At 43.2% G+C, this 16,772-nt stretch carries 18 protein-coding genes; 4 read left to right on the top strand and 14 right to left on the bottom strand.

The window, feature by feature from the left end:
• Positions 1–108: 108 nt before the first annotated feature.
• The 6 genes from J5O05_RS15735 to J5O05_RS15710 form a co-directional block, all read right to left on the bottom strand.
• Positions 109–750, bottom strand: a complete 642-nt coding sequence (locus tag J5O05_RS15735) for a hypothetical protein (RefSeq protein ID WP_208842865.1) — start codon at positions 748–750, stop codon at positions 109–111.
• Positions 751–800: 50 nt separating this feature from the next.
• Positions 801–1,091, bottom strand: coding sequence for an antibiotic biosynthesis monooxygenase family protein (locus J5O05_RS15730; RefSeq protein WP_208842864.1), 291 nt, complete (start codon positions 1,089–1,091; stop codon positions 801–803).
• 31 nt (positions 1,092–1,122) lie between these two features.
• On the bottom strand, positions 1,123–1,494 hold the full coding sequence (locus tag J5O05_RS15725) for a hypothetical protein (RefSeq protein WP_208842863.1): 372 nt from the start codon (positions 1,492–1,494) through the stop codon (positions 1,123–1,125).
• A gap of 47 nt (positions 1,495–1,541) precedes the next feature.
• On the bottom strand, positions 1,542–2,996 hold the full coding sequence (locus J5O05_RS15720) for a M1 family aminopeptidase (protein ID WP_208842862.1): 1,455 nt from the start codon (positions 2,994–2,996) through the stop codon (positions 1,542–1,544).
• Positions 2,997–3,410: 414 nt separating this feature from the next.
• Positions 3,411–3,926: a LysE family translocator gene (locus tag J5O05_RS15715; RefSeq protein WP_244369679.1), complete on the bottom strand. Its 516-nt coding sequence runs from the start codon at positions 3,924–3,926 to the stop codon at positions 3,411–3,413.
• A 201-nt stretch (positions 3,927–4,127) separates the two neighbouring features.
• A complete protein-coding gene (locus tag J5O05_RS15710) occupies positions 4,128–5,282 on the bottom strand; it encodes a porin (protein WP_208842861.1) in 1,155 nt (384 codons plus the stop codon).
• Between the two features lie 82 nt (positions 5,283–5,364).
• Here J5O05_RS15710 and J5O05_RS15705 point away from each other — a divergent pair, with 82 nt between their 5' ends.
• Genes J5O05_RS15705 through J5O05_RS15700 form a run of 3 tightly spaced genes read left to right on the top strand, consistent with a single transcriptional unit; the run spans position 5,365 to position 8,112 of the window.
• On the top strand, positions 5,365–6,615 hold the full coding sequence (locus tag J5O05_RS15705; RefSeq protein WP_244369678.1) for a PDC sensor domain-containing protein: 1,251 nt from the start codon (positions 5,365–5,367) through the stop codon (positions 6,613–6,615).
• Positions 6,566–7,249 (top strand): methyl-accepting chemotaxis protein, encoded by a 684-nt coding sequence (locus J5O05_RS21995; protein ID WP_244369676.1) that lies wholly within the window; start codon positions 6,566–6,568, stop codon positions 7,247–7,249. The genes J5O05_RS15705 and J5O05_RS21995 overlap by 50 nt, the downstream gene beginning before the upstream one ends.
• A 17-nt stretch (positions 7,250–7,266) precedes the next feature.
• Positions 7,267–8,112, top strand: a complete 846-nt coding sequence (locus tag J5O05_RS15700; protein ID WP_244369674.1) for a substrate-binding periplasmic protein — start codon at positions 7,267–7,269, stop codon at positions 8,110–8,112.
• A 141-nt stretch (positions 8,113–8,253) separates the two neighbouring features.
• On the opposite strand, the gene J5O05_RS15695 is transcribed toward J5O05_RS15700, so the two are convergent.
• From J5O05_RS15695 to J5O05_RS15665, 7 genes are all read right to left on the bottom strand, one after another.
• Entirely contained in the window at positions 8,254–9,060 is an 807-nt protein-coding gene (locus tag J5O05_RS15695; protein WP_244369672.1) for an AraC family transcriptional regulator, read from the bottom strand.
• Positions 9,017–9,475: a carboxymuconolactone decarboxylase family protein gene (locus J5O05_RS15690; protein WP_208842860.1), complete on the bottom strand. Its 459-nt coding sequence runs from the start codon at positions 9,473–9,475 to the stop codon at positions 9,017–9,019. Before J5O05_RS15690 ends, J5O05_RS15695 begins: the two co-directional genes overlap by 44 nt.
• Before the next feature lie 135 nt (positions 9,476–9,610).
• The gene (locus tag J5O05_RS15685) at positions 9,611–10,621 is read right to left on the bottom strand and encodes a thrombospondin type 3 repeat-containing protein (RefSeq protein WP_208842859.1); all 1,011 of its coding nucleotides are present in this window, start codon (positions 10,619–10,621) and stop codon (positions 9,611–9,613) included.
• Between the two features lie 240 nt (positions 10,622–10,861).
• Positions 10,862–11,473 (bottom strand): LysE family translocator, encoded by a 612-nt coding sequence (locus J5O05_RS15680; protein ID WP_208842858.1) that lies wholly within the window; start codon positions 11,471–11,473, stop codon positions 10,862–10,864.
• A 4-nt stretch (positions 11,474–11,477) separates the two neighbouring features.
• A complete protein-coding gene (locus tag J5O05_RS15675; protein ID WP_208842857.1) occupies positions 11,478–11,930 on the bottom strand; it encodes a GNAT family N-acetyltransferase in 453 nt (150 codons plus the stop codon).
• 38 nt (positions 11,931–11,968) lie between these two features.
• On the bottom strand, positions 11,969–12,331 hold the full coding sequence (locus J5O05_RS15670) for a VOC family protein (protein WP_208842856.1): 363 nt from the start codon (positions 12,329–12,331) through the stop codon (positions 11,969–11,971).
• A gap of 46 nt (positions 12,332–12,377) precedes the next feature.
• Entirely contained in the window at positions 12,378–12,899 is a 522-nt protein-coding gene (locus J5O05_RS15665; protein WP_244369670.1) for an NADPH-dependent FMN reductase, read from the bottom strand.
• A 135-nt stretch (positions 12,900–13,034) separates the two neighbouring features.
• Here J5O05_RS15665 and J5O05_RS15660 point away from each other — a divergent pair, with 135 nt between their 5' ends.
• A complete protein-coding gene (locus tag J5O05_RS15660; protein ID WP_244369668.1) occupies positions 13,035–13,679 on the top strand; it encodes a TetR/AcrR family transcriptional regulator in 645 nt (214 codons plus the stop codon).
• Between the two features lie 44 nt (positions 13,680–13,723).
• Here the strand turns inward: J5O05_RS15660 and J5O05_RS15655 are convergent, their stop codons facing one another.
• The gene (locus tag J5O05_RS15655) at positions 13,724–16,759 is read right to left on the bottom strand and encodes an efflux RND transporter permease subunit (protein WP_208842854.1); all 3,036 of its coding nucleotides are present in this window, start codon (positions 16,757–16,759) and stop codon (positions 13,724–13,726) included.
• Positions 16,760–16,772 lie beyond the last annotated feature (13 nt).

Below are 16,772 nucleotides of genomic sequence, written 5' to 3'. Positions count from 1 at the left end.
TCGAACCCAAAATAGAAACACACCTTTGTTGCCACGCATACATAGGCCATTTTGCTCCAAATGGACTAAAATCTATTACTTTCAAAGAGATGAACGTTACAAACCACATTACCTTCGTTTTGTTACACGCCAATATCCTCCACACTGATTTGCCTGTCCCGGTGAATCACAGCGTGTCACTTTTTGCAGGTTTTTTGGTATTGGTAACTCAATCCAGTGGTAACCACTCGGCGGTGAAGTGACCCATCCTAAGAGCGGTGCCATGGTTAATTTTTGTGGTCGAGTTGGCGACATTAATACGAAGTATGGGGTTACATTGAGCCAGTTTTTACCATTAGCACCGAAAATATGGCGTAGGCGACCCGCTTTGGAAATGGTCTGCGCATTCGACCATCCCGTGACCCCTTTCGCTTCAATGCAAATTACATGAACATGTCCATGGCTTTCATAAGCGATAAGAAAATCAACGTCCTCTTGCTGACCTTTAATCTCCCCACGGTGATTGTCGTATACCGATTGTGGTTGGTAGGTTTTGCAAAGAGCTGCGTAAATCCAATCAAGGTGGCAATCCATTGCACAAAAAAGTGCGTCAGGAAACGAAATTCCCAACACTTCTTCAAGATGACTTAAAAATTCACTCGAAGGCGAAAATGACGTGTTACCTAAAATGTGCCCAAGTAAATAAAAGCGTTCTTTGCTATTAAATGCTGTCAATTGTTCAATGAAGTCTAACTCTCTTTGACTTTCCATTAGTCACTCCATATGTCAGAACCTACTAACCCGCTGTTCGCTATGCTTTATTAATTGAAGCTATACTCTCTTTTAATTTCAACAACTTGAACTATATATGATTCATACCATGTTTTGCGCCCAAGTGACTGAGCCAACGCATGTTCTGAATCATTCTTCCAGTGTTTAATCGCGTCTTCGTTTTCCCAATAGGAAATAGTCACTTCTTCCTCGCCAGCAGTGGCAGCAACAAACTCAAGACAGCCGTATTTTTCAAATGCCAGCTCACGCATTTTTGCGACCGTAATTCCATATTCTTCATCTTGAACACCCGGCTTTGCCCTAAATATAACTGCGTACATATGACTTCCTTCGACGATGCATTATTAACGTTTAATATAAACTGATGAGAGCTGACACGCTGATCGCTAAAAACACAACCCAAGATAGGTGTTTGCCTCTAGAACCGAGTAACGCGACAAGACCATGCACAATGAATGTCGCCGCAATAACATAAATCAAGCTGGCTTTTTCAGTCCCTGGAGTGGCCAGAAGTGCGAGGATCGCGGCAAAGCCCAGCCAAGCAATTGACGTGATATGCCAAGCAAATCTTAACGTGCGCTTAGTAAAGTCATCACTTCCAAATAGCTTTGGGAGGTTATCTCGCTTAAATAAGCGCGTCAGGATGTAACGTTCGCCAAGGAACGAATGAACAAACGCAATCACCAACAACAAAACGGCTGAAATGTATAAAGCAAAGTTCATATCAATTCCTTGAGTAAATTGCGGCGCCAATCAGATATCGGAATCTTCTAACGCACATTTTTTGGTATTGAAGCCATCTGCTTTGAGAGACTTGTGGAATAGTAGTCAATCAAGTCGCGGTATGACGTTGTTGATAAAACACGTTCGGTGTATTTGCCAGAGTAGGCCCATTCATTAAAGAACGTCGTCAAATCGACCTTAGAATTTTTATTAATAAAATCAATAAATTCTTGTGTAGTTGCGCCCTGTTTGTGGTATGTACGATAAAATTTTCCAATGATCGCGTTAAATTCATCCGTGCCTAATAAATCAGACATAATACGGAAAAAGACCATACCCACAGCGTATGAATTTAAATCAGCTTTACCATAATCAATGAACGCCGTTTTGCTATAAATGGGATTATCCTTAAATCTATCTCGTAGTTGGTTCATAAAAGTCTGTGTTTTACTCTCCAGATGACCCGGTTTGCCTAAGTCCGTTGTGGCTGCTTGCAAGTAAGTTGCTAACCCTTCATTCCATCTGGGAGAAAAGGTATCCAACGTTTTCACATTCCATTGGTGGCTGATTTCATGATAAACGCGACCGAGTTCCCTAAACCCTTCCGCATCTTGAATAACCGCCGTCACGTCGGCCTGTGCACCATAATTTTCGGGTACTTCAATGAAGGTATAGCCAAGCTCTTGCTGTAGCGGCCCGAACCAGTTCGAATACAATTCGAACGTATTATTTATCTCTTGCAACAAGGCATTAGAATCTTCTGGTGATTCCCAACTGAACACGGAATATCGACCTTTTGAGTATTGCTCGTAACGAGCAATGGCAAAATCCATACGCCAAGCCGGTAATTTATTCACATAACGATACGTAGTTTGCTCAGTATTCTGTAGCACAGGCTGTAACGATCCGCCATTCGCCACCACGTAACCCGTAGGAACCGTCACACGAACATCGTAATCATAGGTATGCAGCCAAAACTTCGCCTTGTGATTTACGTCATCATTGGGATACGTAATGATTGGATAGGCGAAAGCATCCATTCTTAGTATTGAAAAGTCGGCTGAAATAGAGTCTTTGACATAGTTCATCCCCGTTTCACTATAACCGAGGAGAGAGCCATCAAACTGTACCTGAAAGGTGTATGACTCGTTCGGCTCAATACCCTTCTTAAGCTGAACTTCGACATAATTGGTTTGCAACACGGGCCAATCTTCATTACTCAATACGTGTTGTGAAAATGCCAATGGTGCTCCTGCATTGTTCTTAACAGCTGACACATGAAGCAATCGATACAAGCGCATTGGGATATGATCCGCGACGTTTGCTGAGTTGTTTTTTACGGTGATGATACCTGTCGCAGACAAAGTTTGTTTTTTGATATCAACTTTATAATCCAGCTCATATTTCGTCGCAAAGAGCTGAAGTTCTTTATCAACAAACGAAGTAGTCGCAAACGCCGAATTTGCTATGCAACCCAAAATGAATAGTATGTATTTCAACATAAGCTTCCTTCTTAGTTATTCTCCTTAATATAAAAACCACTTTCCAGCGCCGCTCAGCGCTCGAATTCTGGTAGATATTGTTGTAATACCAATTGAAGTTTCTCTATTAAGATTTTGGTTTTATTATTATTTTGTAACAAGAACCACCCGTCAGTGCCCATCATTTCGAGAGAGTCAATTTGGCACCTAAAGGAGGTAGTGTCACACCACGTCCCTGACAATTTGAAAATCCCGAAATTCGTAGTGAGTCGATTAATCGTAAATTGCCTCATGGGAGCAATCCGTTGGGTCAAAACGAATTAACCACGTTGTTTCATAAAGGCCACGGCTAATCCCGAAGAGACAAAAGTGACTCCCGCTCCAACGTTGAGACCATTTACAAATTTAGGTCTATTTTGTAGCCAACGGCTCAATTTAGATGCAAACACACCCATAAGCGAAAAACCAATGGCCGTGAGAAGGGCGAACCAGCCTCCGTATACCAGCATCTGACTGGTCACTGAGTTCCAGTTCCGGATTAACGAACTGAGGGACAAATGCGAGGACAAATAAGCCAGGTTTTGGATTCAAAGCTGCCGATAAAAAACCTGTCCAAAAGATAGTTTTTAACGACTGTTGCTGAGCCTTCTCCAAAGAAAACAAGCTTTTGGATTTAAGCACTTTAATCCCTAACCAAATTAAATAAGCGGCACCAATAATTTTTACAATGTAAAACGCAATCGTGGACGTTTGCAAAAGCAAAGTAAGACCAAACGTTGCTGTTAACACATGGAATAAAATACCCGCCCCAGAAGATAACCCTGACACCACCGCAGCGGCTTTACCTTGACTGAGTCCTCTACCGATGGCCAACAAATTATCGGGACCTGGAGAGAGTACTAAAAGAAAACATGCCAACGTATAGGCTAGCCAAACATCCATTGGAAACATGGTTACTCCTTTATGCTTTGAGCATTGGTGCTATTTATAACAATACTGATTATTAAACACCCATTAAAATGCCCCCAAAAGTGAAACTTCGCAAGCGAAAAATTCGACAATTAGCAATTAACTTTCAGCCTTTTTCATTTGCTCCTTTGACAAAAAATAGGCCTTTTGCTTGCGAAAAATCCTTTCAGGTCTGTTTAAACATCATTTGAACGACCACTGCTGCTTGAAATCATAGCGAAAGCCAATAGAAATAGAGTCAAACTCAGTATCATTTACAAATGACTTGGATAGGTATTCCAAATGAACGCGTAGAGGCGCAATTGGCAACCACTCAAGCGTCACGTTATAGCCATCGAAACTTTGATTCTCCAATGCGGTGCTGGCAAAACCGTCCTCGAAGTCAAAGATACCCGCTTTGAGTTTGTAGTGTGGTGATAATTGATAAGCCAATGACAAGTCAAAAGTATGGCCGTCACGCGATAGATCTGCCGTCAATCGCTGGTACGTTTTGTCTTGGTACGCAACAGCCGCATAAAAACGGTCGGTGAATTGATACGCTAAAGCACCTGCCCAGATTTGATTTTCACCGAGCCGAGTGTCTGCGTCATACACCTTACTTTGCTGGTAGGTAATTGCGGCATGAAGACCATTCGCATCATAACTCAGCCCAGCGTTAAACATATCGCTTTGATCATCGCCTTTTTGACCATCAAATTGACTCACCGCGATAAAGGTTAAAGCTCCATATTCATAGCGATATGACAGTAAATTATCGACGAAAAATAAGCTTTCTGGATCATACGAAAACGGGCTACTGGAGTGGTTAAAAATATCAACCGGATCGGCAATAAACAAATATTGGGCTGGTCTTTGTTTCCCGATACCAAATCGACCATAAGGCGTTTTTAGTGCGGTATAAGCACGCCTCGATTTGCCGAAATTCCCCTCATTCGCCAAATCAATTCCCCATTCGCCTTGCAGTTCAACCTGCCAATCAGGCATAAATTCATGTGTTACTTTGAACCCTGCATGGGAAAGAGCGTCACGTACATCCCAATTATTGCCACCTGATTCTTTGAGATAACCAAATGTCGGACGCACTGTGGCGTATAAATCAACAAACGAGTTAGTTGAAGTTAGTTCAGTCTTTGATGAAGAAGGCGTATTTGGCGTACTTTGCGGGGGTTGTGCTTGCTGTGCTTGCTGTGCTTGCAGCCTAGCTTTTAACTCGACCAGTTGTGCTTCCAAAGCTTGAATATCAGCCATCGTAACAGGACGTTCCGTGCTGGAAGCGGAGACTGCGAAACTTAAAAGGCAGCAGAGCGACAGCAGTTCTTTGCAGCGAGAGAAGGACATTGTTTTTCACCTTCAATTATTGCCAATAACCAAATAATAGACAACACTTTTGAAGTTGGGATAATTTTTTAGGCAACAAAAAATGCAGATACGCACTAAGTTTTCGGTGACTTCCGCTGTTGTGATACTAATAATTATTTGCGTCACTACGACATCAACCTATTGGTTTGTGAGTGATTCGCTCCAAACTAAAAATCATGCCTATGTAAGCGATAGCACACAATTGCTTGCTATCAGCATCGACAACTGGTTGACGGCAAAAGCTGATCAAATCAATTTAGTCAAAAGCCAAATCGAGCAACATTTTAGCTCCGAGGCTTTTCAAGCTGCGCTGAATTCGCCTTTTTTCACTCAATCTTTTCTACTCGCCTTCGGGACCTTAGACAACGAGACGCAATTGCGCTCTAACGACCTGAATCGCCGTAACCCCAAAGAGATCGATTTTAGGCAACGAGCTTGGTATCAGTTAGCAAAACAAAAACAAAATACGGTTTTTACGAGTCCATATACAGACGCAGCAAGTGGTGAGCTGCTTTTGTCGGTGGTATCGCCGATTATTGTAGGAGGCAGATTTCAAGGGGTAATTGGAGGGGATTTAAGCCTTGAGGCTATTGCAAAAAGTGTAAATACGATCAATTTTGATAACACTGGGTACGCCTTCTTAGTTGATAGCACAGGCGCTATTGTTACCCATCCCCAAAAACAATTTTACGGTCAACCGATGAGCAAAATATACCCGGAATTGTCCCTCTCAAAAACCGACCAAATTACAGAGATAAAGACAGCTGACGGTACAAAATTGTTTTACTTACATGCACTTGATAACCGCTTTGGTACAAATTGGTACCTTGCCGTGTTAATTGACAAGTCTCTCGCGTACAAAACCTTATTTGATATCACCTTAAACTCATTTGTCATCGCTGTACTTGCCGTGTTGTTTGGCGTGATCTGTATGCGAGCATTAGCACTGCACCTGCTCAAGCCGCTTCGAGATTTAGAGGTTGCAATTACCGGTATGGCCAGTGGTGGAGGCAATCTTACTCAGCGGTTAACCATTAAAAATAGTGATGAATGTGGTGTTGTTGCCAGTCAATTTAATCGCTTTTTAGCTTCATTACAGCAATTAGTGTGCGACGTGAAAGAACGAGCTGATCAAGTACTTGGCAGCAGCGACGCGGCAAAAGAACTGTCGACGCAATCGATGAAAAAGTTAGATCAACAAGTGAGTTTGATTGAAAGTTTAGCCACGGCCATGCATCAAATGAGTACCACGTCGATAGAAATTGCGGGTAACGCGCAACAAGCCGCGAGCATCAATTACGTCGGTCAATGAAAAAGCCGCGCAAGGGCAAGAAGTATTTTTGCAAGCAAAGAACCAAATTACGGCGCTCGCCGACGATATTAACCATTCTCACAAGTTGAGTACCCAATTAGCACAGTACAGCCAAAGCATTGAAAATATTCTTTCTGTTATCAATGGGATAGCTGAGCAAACTAACTTACTAGCGCTTAATGCGGCAATTGAAGCCGCACGAGCAGGTGAGCAAGGCAGAGGGTTTGCAGTGGTGGCTGATGAGGTCAGATCATTGGCGTCAAAAACTCAACAATCGACCACTGAAATCAAGACCATGATTGACCAAATCCAAGCATCGTCAAGTCAAGTTCAAGAAGCCATGGGCAGCAGCCGAGATAAAACCTTGAGCTGTGTAACACAAACTGAACAAGCGACAGATATGTTGAATGAGATCTCAGAGGCAGTTAAAGAACTGATGGATCGCAATATTCAAATCGCCACGGCCATTGAGCAACAAAGTGTGGTTATTGAAGAAATAAACAAAAACACCAACTACATTAACGATATCAGTGTTGAAGTTGGCAGTTTTGCGGATAAGCAATATTGCGCCAGTGATAAACTCGCTAAACAGGCGCATGAGCAAGAAAGTCTTCTATCGAAATTTAAGGTGTAACGGTGGTGTGCAATCTATTGAGATTTCGCATTGCCCCTCTGACAACGAATAGTGCAGTACATCACGTAGTGAAAAATGGCTTCAGTTGCATGGGCAAATTAATGCTGATGTTGCTCCTTTTTACAACAAGATCCTTTGCCGAGCCACAATATCGCGTCAGTATCATGGTGGATGAAAGCTATCCTCCTTACACCTACATGATTAACGGTGAACTCAACGGTATCTATGTAGATCTCGTGCGACAAGCTGCACGTTTAATCGATAGTAAGTATCAGGTGGAACTTGTACCTGTACCTTGGAAACGTGGGCTTGCTGACCTTGAGCATGGTACCGCATTCGCCATCATGCCACCGTATAAACACATTCAAAAACGACCATACATTTGGCCATACTCGGTACCGCTTTTGGAAGAAGTTGTGGTGGCTTATTGCAACTCGGGCTTTACCCTAAAAAATATCGAACATCGAGATACGTCAGAAACTCCGATAAATCTTGGTATCAATGCCGGTTATTTGATTCTAGATGATGTACTGACCCAAGCACTGGCACAGAATAAAATCCAAGTATGGGAGAACAAAGACACCTATTCCAACGTAATGAAATTAGTGAAAGGACGCATAGATTGTTACCTGAACGACAGATTGTCTACCGTACTGGTCATGCGAAACATAAAACGTAGTGAACCCGATATTGATTTAAATGGTGTTCTAGAAGACCGCGTAGTACTACGGCGTACTGCACACATTGGTTACGTTAAAGATGGGCTTGAACAATATCCTTATAAACTTGATTTCATTGCACAAATGGATGAAGCTTTGTTGAAAGTGATGGCGAGTCAAACGCCTGAATTAGATATCAATTAAGCGCGAATGAGATAACAGCATAACTCGGTGCATTTGCCAAGTGATTGAACTTTCCTGATTAGCAACCTATTCCCTGCGCTTCACATGATTATTCACCGCTCTGTTCACAACACAGCTCACTTTGGTATCTAATTGCATGCGCTACAATTTTCCGGGCGTCGTACGCGCTATCGCAGAAAACTCCCTCGTCATGTGTGCCTGATCGCTAAAGCCAAACTGAACCGCCACGTCAGCCAAATTTGCTCCGCTATTGTGCTTTAAATAGTCGATAACATGCTTCACGCGGATGAGACGCTGATACGCCTTCGGAGTCATGCCTAACCATAACTTAAATAAGCGTTCAATTTGCCGCTGACTAAGCGTTGCAACCGTACTCAGATCTCCAACAGGATGCCCCTGTCTAATACTCTCGAGCGCATTGTCAAGTGAGTGAGGTAACACTACCGATAAGTCAAGGTAGGTCTTCGCCCACTTGTTTAACAAGGCAATTTGGCCTTTCACACTTGGTTCTTTGTCGAGTGAATGAAATAGTGAGTATAAATGAAACTGGTTATCCTCAGACTCCTCCAGCCTTTGATGTTTTTCAACATGAGAACCCAACAACCCAAATCCAATTGCCGGATGAAATCGTACTCCGGCCAAACGCGTATCAGCTCCAAAAGTAATGTGCTGAGTAACGTTACTCACAGGCAATAAAATCACACCTCGAGGTAAGATTTGTTCACCGACTTGAACCTTGCCTGAAAAATTAAACATCAGCCCACTGCCTGCGTCACAATGCAATGGCTTGCGGATGACGTCACTCTGTGAAGTCACTTTTGCAGCCCATATTCCCTGAAACAAAGCACTGAGCTGCCCCGACGGATGGGACAGCTCAAAATGGAATGGATTTAGGTTCAAATCTTTAGGCTTGATAATGTCCCACCTCTGGCTTAAATACTTTAACAATGCGATTCCAGCTATTAATCGCGTTAATCGCGAACGTAAGTATCACTAACGCTTTTTCGCCAAACACCTCTATCGCCATTTGATAATTTGTCTCATCAATTGTTTTACCCAATGTCAATTGTTCGGCCAAATCGAGTGCGGTACGCTCTCGATTCGAATACTGTGGCATATCTCGCCACGCGCTAAGCCCGACGATACGTGACCACGTTTCGCCTAGTTTTAACGCATCCTTAGAATGCATATCAAGACAATATGCACATTCATTGATTTGAGATACACGTAATTTGACTAGTTCCCAAATAGAGAGGGTCAACGTATCAGACTGTTCAAATTGCGTTCTTAAAAAGCCTTCCTGTTCCAATAAAATTTTCAGGCCTTGTGGTGCAAGTTCTATGTAGTTTGCTCGGTTACTCATGACTATTCTCCTGTTTTGATGAGCACCAAGATACTGACTTTACCAACTCAGGTATTGAATATTTTCGACACATAAAGAAAGGCCTTCAAAAGGCCCTTCTCGATTTATTTTAGTAACACGAGTTAGATTTTACCGCTATCTTTTACCTTTGGACTTCTTACCGCAACTACTTTGTGCTGCAGACTCTACCAAGGCTTCTCCTTCCACTTCCGAGAGCAATCCCATATTAATCTGTGCATTTTTCGCATGAGCAACGCAACTCACATATTGTCCATGATTTTTCCAAAGCACACCCTCTTCAGGTCCACTACAACCGCATGAATTGCCGACATTCTGTTCACCTGAACACCCATATTGATCGACTGAAGCACCGCTTGCCGTTCCTTCGCACAGGTCATCACCATCCATCACACCATCCCCATCAGAATCCACGACAGGTGTACTAGTGCCGTCATTAGGGTCACTGCCTGCGCTCACTTCCTCACCATCGCTATACCCATCGCCATCACTATCTGGATTAGTTGGGTCCGTTTGCGTTAGCACTTCCTCTGGATCGGTAAGACCATCGCCGTCCGTATCAGGAAATTGCGTGCCAGTATTTGTTTCAAGTTTAAACATTCCCCCCGCTAAACCGCCACCATCATAAATTAGAAAATCCAACGTATGCGTACCACTTAAGGAAACTGGGTATTGTTGCGAAGACGATGTCACACCTTGAAACCCGACTAAGTTTCCATCAATGTAAACCCATGAACAATTATCCGCTAATAGATCTAATACAAATTCGCCGGTTCCCGAAACTTCTTGCGTGTAGCGAGTCCAACTTTGTCCTTGTGGTCCCTGTGAACTTAGATTGTTCCAAGCGTTAATCCAACTTGCGTAATTATTGTTTTGATTTTGCCAAGGATGAGCTGCTGTACCAAATGAATAGGCCGAATGTGGATTAACCCAATTGTCCGCTAAGGTGATTTCGGGATTGACAACACACGGTGCAGCCCAATTGCTATAGGCTGAGGTAGGATAAATCGGATCCCAAGCGGTTACACTTGAGTCACTTGTATAAACTGTATTTGCGAATACTTGAAACGACCCTATCAAGCATCCTACTATGACCGCCGTTCTGACTGGCGCTACCATCATTTTCATTGTATTTACCTCAATAATACGCTTGTATGTATGAGCAATTCCGTGATGATGCACTATTACAAACTTCTTCCTTGGCCCTAGGTTGATGCTATTGACTGATCGCGCTCACTCAATGAAGCGTAGAACACCCTTTCAATCATTCCAGTTTTAGCAATAAAAGCAGAGAAAACGCTGAAGCAGTAAAAAAGTACTAGTACTTTTTACCAATGTTCAATTTAGAAACAACCGACAAGAGCAAGTTTAACTCTTACTAAACAGTAAGTTGAATCCAGACAACGACAACAACACAGCACAGCCTTTGTTAAAACGACTTGCTGTTTTTGGTCGAGTAAACCACTGGCTTAGATATATACCAAACAATGCATAACAACTCAGTGCTACCATTTCTAATAGCAAAAATAGGCTTCCTAACACCACGAACTGTTGTCGTACATCTTGGTTTACATCAATAAATTGGGGCAGGAATGAGGTGAAGATTAAAATCGCCTTAGGGTTCCCAGCAGCTAACATAAATTCCTGTTTAATTAGCTCTTTATTGCAAGCACCATTGGCGGCTGTAGCTATGCGCAATTCACTTGAACGCCAGAGTTTGAAAGCAAGCCAAAACAGGTAAACAGCGCCTAACATTTTAATCGTAAAAAACAGTGTTTCTGATGCATACAAAACAGCAGCAAGTCCTGATGCTGCCAAAGTAATCATAATGACAAATGCAACGATACGACCCAACCCAGCCAAAAAGGCAATGTTGAAACCATAGTTGCGCCCATTGTTCATCGCTAATAAATTATTTGGACCTGGTGCCATATTGAGTGCAAAGCACGCTGGTATAAACAACAAAAGAGGCCAATACATTTTCTCAGTCCTTCGATGGTGCTTTAATGACAAACCCTTTTTCAATACCCGCTTGAAAACCGATTTTTTCGTACAATCGATGTGCTTCAGGTCTTAACTCACCTGACAGCAGCATGACTTTATAGCACGAGTTTTCCCAAGCCAATTGCAATGCATGTTCCATTACACGTTGGCTCAATCCCATCCGCCGAAACGAAGAACTCGTTATTACATGTTCGATCACGCCAAAAGGCCTCGCGCCATTAGTGAGCGTAGGAATGATCCCAAGCTGACATGTTGATGCTATTTTTCCTTCCACAAGCGCTACAATTAACTTCGTGTTTGTGATTCTCAACAATTGTTCACCGTGAAGGTCTATTTGCTGTTGAGTGAGCGTGGGATCAAGAGGTCGCAATTCGTGATAAAGCGATAGAATTCCGACCAAGTCTTCAGGCTGTGCCAACCGCACACATATCATCGTAATTTCCTTATATAAATTAGTATTAACGGGACATATTAGTTAGGTTGCCAGAGCTCAATAGGATTTCCTTCTGGGTCGTAAAGTCTCGCAAAAGACCCATTCGGGTAGGCTTCAGGGTCGACAGTGACGTCTATCCCTTGCGATTGCAACTGAGCAACCATTTTACCTAAATCGGTCACTCTAAAATTAATCATCCAACGTTGGCTGTCTCTTCCAAAATAAGTCGTGTCTTTTGCAAAAGGCGCAAATACGGTTGGGCCTGCGTCTTGTGTCCACGGTGTTTCTCCATAACTTTTCGGCACAAGATTAACCCCTAGATGTTGTTCATACCAATTTGCCAACGTCTCTGGATCTTCTGACTTAAAAAAGAAACCTCCAATACCCGTAACTTTTTCCATTTTTTCTTCCTTCTCATCGTGATTCGTCGTCTTAATTTAGACTACGCTATCCAAACGAACAAAATACATCTAGCGCTTCACGAATTTGTTGCACCATATGCTCATCTTCTAAAATGCCTTCATACGACAGTTCAGAACCAAGTAAAGGGAGCGTTAAACAAGCCTGTATTTCAATATTGCCCGACATCGTACGAATAATTTCATGGAGTGCATTGATTGCATGTGAAGCTCGCGGTGAAGTATTAAAAATGGCCACCCGTTTATCGACAAATTCAGGCTCACTGACCAACCAATCTAGGGCGTTTTTTAGCACACCACTTACGCCATGAGCATATTCTGGACTGGAAATAATCAGCCCGCTAGATAACGCTAAAAGCTGTTTAAGTTTCAAGACGCTCTCTACGCTACTCGCTTCAATGTCTGGATTAAAGGGTGGAATGTCTGCCAATCCGTCAAAGAGAATAATTTCGGTTGAATCTGGCGCCAGCAATTGACACGCCTTTAAGAGCGCAGAATTATAAGATTTTTTCCTTAAACTTCCTGATATTGCTAATATTTTCAAAGTCATTATCCTTAAATGATGTCTGTTCACCTTAACACAATTATTTGCTGTAAATAAAAACAACTTGTTGCGTTAGTACTCGCCCCAATCAATGTTATGATAACGAACATGTTAAACGCTTGCTCGACCATGACCAGAATTATGATGACCAAACCTCTTCTCGAATCCCCTCTATCTGAAGAAATGACAAAAGCCAAACGAGGTCGGCCGACAGGTGATCGGGATAAAAAAAGAGAGGAATTACTCGATGTTGCAATTACAACGCTCGCGCATGAAGGTTATTCGGGTTTATCTATCCGCAAAGTGGCTCAAAATGCAGGTGGTTCAACTGGAACGATTACTTATTACTTTGCAAACAAAGACGAGTTAATACTCGGTATCGCTGATGAGTTATTTAAACGTTTTGAAGCAATATTGGTTAGCGAAGGTGAACCGACGGATATAGCGACGGCTATAGAACAATGGTCTCTGTGGAGTAGCGCTGACAATACGGACCTGGTAAGGGCTTTCTTACAGCTCCAATCTTACGCAACGATTGAGCCGACGTTTGCTGATTTTGTGCAAAAGCGAAACGAGCTGATCCTATCTCAGCTCATCAAGATGATAGAGAAAGGCCAACAGGCCAACATCGTTCGAAATGATATTCCAGCCGACATTCTTGCTGAACAACTCAGCGCCATGGGAGATGGATTCATGATTTCACTTTCTATCCACCCAAATAGACTCTCGAGCGAGAAAATCAACGCCCTGCAACAATGCATTAAAACGTTGATTTCCCCGACCTAAGCTCAGCGCGGTTGTTCGCCGCGCAAGAACGGAACACAGTTCACTTAATTGCTTTGTGCTTTAAAAATCAAGGCGTAGAGAATGGGTAAAACGACCATTGTGAGTATCGTGGCAAAGACGAGTCCGCCAATAATAGTGATAGCCATCGACACGAAAAATGCGTCAAAAATCAACGGGATCATCCCAAGCGCCGTCGTCAATGCGGCCATTGCAACGGGACGTAAACGACTAACACCTGAATCAATAATGGCTGGCAAAAGAGGTTTACCTTCACCTTGCTCGAGGTTGATTTCTTCAACAAGGACAATCGCATTTTTGATAAGCATACCAATTAAACTGAGAAAGCCAAGTAAAGCCATAAAACCAAATGGTTGATTTGTCGCCAATAATCCCGCCGTGACACCAATTACGGCCAGTGGCACGCAAAGCCAAATAACCAAGGTTTGTTTTAGGGAATTAAACATGATGATCGTCAATAAAATCATCGCCAAAATAAACACAGGGATCGTTTTACTTAGCCCTTCTTCAGCCTTAGAGGCGTCTTCAAACTCCCCTCCCCACTCTAATGTATATCCTTTGGGCAGTGTCAACGCTTCCACTTTTGGTCTCAGTCGCGCTAATAATTCATTTGCAGTACCTTCAGTTGGATCAGCAAAAATCGTTATCGTGCGCGCGCGATTTCGACGATAAATAATGCCATCCTCAAATTCCGTTTGAAACGATTCCACGACTTGACGTAAAGGGATCATCTTTTGGGCAATGGGACTCCAAATTTGAATATTCTCAAGATTGCTAATGTCAGCTTGGAATTGCTCATCGGCACGTACAATGATGGGAAGCAATAAGTTTTGGTCTCGGAAAACACCCGTTGTTACACCTTCGAAGGATTCTCGAATAGTTTGTGCCACCATCGCACGCGAAATACCATTAAGATTGGCTTGCTCTTCAGACAATATAGCCTTCACTACTTTGACTTTTTGTCGCCAATCCGTTCGCACCGCTTTCGTGTTGCTATCCTCATTAAAAATCGCTATGACTTCTTGCGCACTTTTCCTAAGTTGGCCAATATCCTCACCGCTTAAACGGGCTTGAATTTTTCCTACGGTCCCTGTGCCAAGCTCAAATGGTGCGGTATAAATTAGCGCGTCAGGGTAACGCTGTGATAACTGCTGCTCAACTTGGGGCATGAGTTCACTAAGTGCGGTGTAATCATCTACGCTGACAAGAAACTGTGCGTAGCTACTATTTGAAAGCTGAGGTTGATACGTCAACAAAAACCGTAACCCTCCTTCACCAATTGTACTTGTCACGTGTGTGACATGCGTTTGTTGCTTTAAATAGCGTTCAATCTCTTTTGTGTTCTCATGGGTTTTATCAATGTGCGTGCCTTGAGGTAACCACATGTCCACCATAAATTGTGGCCGAGTTGAACTTGGGAAAAAGCTCTGTTCTACAAAAGAAAAACCCCAAAGCGACAATGCAAAAATGACCGTGACAGAAGCTGAGCTAAGGTAACGGTGTCGAATGCATAGCGTTAAAAACGCACGATATCCTGAGTAGAATGCACCACCATAGGGGTCTCTATGTGCATCATTTTGTACGGGTGGTTTTAAAAAGAGTACGCACAATAATGGCGTGACGGTGACCGCGGTAACCCAGCTTAATAACAACGACACCATCACCACTTGGAACAACGAGCGACAATATTCTCCTGTTGCGTCATTGGAGGTGCCAATCGCGGCAAATGCGAGTATGGCTATCAATGTCGGCGCGAGTAATGGCCAAGCCGATTGGCTGACGACTTTCGGGGCAGCATTGCGTGCGCTTTCCCCTTTTTGCATGCGGATAAGCACCCCATCCACGACCACGATTGCATTGTCGACTAACATGCCGAGTGCAATAATCAACGCGCCTAGCGAAATTCGTTCAAGTGCAACGCCCATAGGCTCAAGAAAAATAAATGAACCCGCAATGGTCAAAATAAGAACAAACCCTATCAACATGCCAGCGCGCATACCCATAAAAAGCAGTAAGACTGCAATCACTATTACAACGGCTTCAACAAGGCTGATAACAAACCCTGAAATGGCTTCAGTCACCGCTTCTGATTGCAGCGACACATAGCCAAACTCAATACCAATCGGACGCGCATCTTCAAGTTCAGCCAGCCGATTTAGAACGGCTTCCCCCATATCAACTACATTGCCACCGGACACTGTCGACACACCGAGTCCGATGCCAGATTTGCCATCAAAACGGATAATGGCGCTTTGCGGATCTGAATATCCTCGTTTTACGGATGCAATGTCTCTTAAATAAAATTGCTTCTCAGCGCCATCGCTGATTAATAGCGACTCAAAATCGGCTACGGAATCAAATCCACCGGTTGGTGCAACGTTCACATAAGCCGCACCTAATTTTGCACGACCGCCATCTACGACAAGCCCTTTGCTACTTAATTGCTGAGTGATCATGTCGGGAGATAGACCGAGTTGTGCCAATCTGTCCCGGTTGAATTCGATGTAAATTGCCTCAAGACGCTCACCAAATGTGGTGATTTTTCCAACGCCTTTCACCTGTAACAATTGCTGCTGCAACTTGTCGACGTAACGTTTCAGCTCGTGATATTCATAGCCATCGCCAGTGACAACCATAAAAATACTGTACACATCACCGTAGTCATCCATCACTAATGGTGTCGAAGCGCCTGGAGGCAAATACGGCTGAACATCACTTACTTTCTGACGCAGCTTATTCCAAACTTGTGGCAGCGTTTCTTTATTGTACTGCTCCTTTATCGTTACGGTGATGGTAGACAGCCCCTGCTCTGACTTCGACACGACCTTGTCGAGTTCGCCAAGCTGTTGCACCGTTTTTTCCAAAAGTTCGGTGACTTCCTGCTCGACTTCTTCGGCGGATGCACCTGGATACGAAGTAACAATTAAGGCGTCTTTAATCGTGAATTCAGGGTCTTCCAAACGGCTCATCGATGAGAAAACCATGAGGCCTGCCACCAGCATTACCACGGTTAAAACTAACGTAACAATTCGATTTTTAATTGCGATACAAGCTAAATTCATGCCTTTAACCCTC

Source organism: Pseudoalteromonas xiamenensis (assembly GCF_017638925.1).
GTDB classification, from domain to species: domain Bacteria; phylum Pseudomonadota; class Gammaproteobacteria; order Enterobacterales; family Alteromonadaceae; genus Pseudoalteromonas; species Pseudoalteromonas xiamenensis.
Note: the sequence above shows the minus strand (reverse complement) of the source record. Positions and strands in the feature narration are given on the sequence as shown.